A 1,279-nucleotide genomic window follows, 5' to 3' on the forward strand; every position below is an offset into this window, starting at 1 on the left:
TGATCGGCCCCCACGAGGTGGTCCAAGATCAAAGTTAGTGCGCGGTAGGCCGCGCCACCATGGGTAGCTTGGCCAGCGGATTTGGTCGGGCGAGCGCAGCCGGCCAAGCGGTGAAGGCTGGCACGAACACCTCCGGTGCTGGCGGACGGTATCCGAGCGACGCGTGGGGGCGAACGGCGTTGTAGTGTCGTCTCCAGCTCTCGATCACGATCTGTGCCTCCTTCAGGGTGTAGAAGATCTCGCCATTCAGGAGTTCGTCTCGCAGGCGAGCGTTGAAGCTCTCGACATAGCCGTTCTCCCACGGTGAACCGGGGCTGATGTAGGCGGTCTTGGCACCAACCCCGGTGATCCAAGCCTGCACGGACTTGGCGATGAACTCCGGGCCATTGTCCGAACGAATATGCCCCGGCACAGCACGCAGGACGAACAGGTCGGAGAGCACATCGATCACGTCGATCGCCTTCAGCCTGCGGGCGACGCGGATGGCCAGGCATTCGTGCGTGAACTCATCGACGACGTTGAGCATCCGGAACTTGCGTCCGTCATGCGTGCGGGCCTCGACGAAGTCATACGACCAGACGTGGTTACGGCACTCCGGGCGAAGACGGAGGCAGGAACCGTCGTTGTCCCAGATCCGCCCCCGCTTGGGCTGTTTGACCGGGACCTTCAGGCCCTCACGCCGCCAGATCCGCTCGACGCGCTTGTCGTTGACGAGCCACCCGGCCGCCTTCAGCAGCGCGCTGATCTTGCGGTAGCCATAGCGTCCATACCGTTCGGCCAACGCCACGAGGTCGGCCGTCAGTGCTTCCTCGTCATCACGGCCCCGCGGGACCTTGCGCTGTGTCGAGCGATGTTGTCCGAGCGCCCGACAAGCGCGGCGCTCGGAGACGTGCAGGACGTCGATGATGTGCTCGACACAGGCGCGTCGGCGCGCGGGGCTCAGAAGTTTCCCCGGGACGCTTCCTGCAGGATCAGCTTGTCGAGCGTGAGGTCGGCGATCGCCTTGCGCAGCCGCTGGTTCTCAGTCTCCAGATCCTTCATCCGGCGCACCTGATCGCTCTTCAGGCCGCCGAACTCACGCCGCCACCGGTAGTACGTCACTGAACTCACGCCCAGGGCGCGGATCGCGTCGGAGACGCTCTGGCCCTGTGAGATCAGCACATCCGCCTGCCGTAGCTTGGCGACGATCTCCTCGGGCTTCGGATGCTTGGCCATGTCGTCCGTCCTCCAGGCTCAAAAGCCATACCAAAGGGCGGACCACTTCAGTGGGGGCGGACCA

At 64.4% G+C, this 1,279-nt stretch carries 1 protein-coding gene; it reads right to left on the reverse strand.

Annotation, left to right across the window (positions count from 1 at the left end; genetic code table 11):
- Positions 1-34: 34 nt before the first annotated feature.
- A protein-coding gene (locus ACS5Q7_RS24020) for an IS3 family transposase (protein ID WP_478341782.1) occupies positions 35-1,215 on the reverse strand; the annotation gives its coding sequence in 2 pieces (ribosomal slippage) (positions 35-954 and positions 954-1,215; 1,182 coding nt in all).
- Positions 1,216-1,279 lie beyond the last annotated feature (64 nt).

This window comes from Methylobacterium sp. Gmos3 (assembly GCF_056430985.1).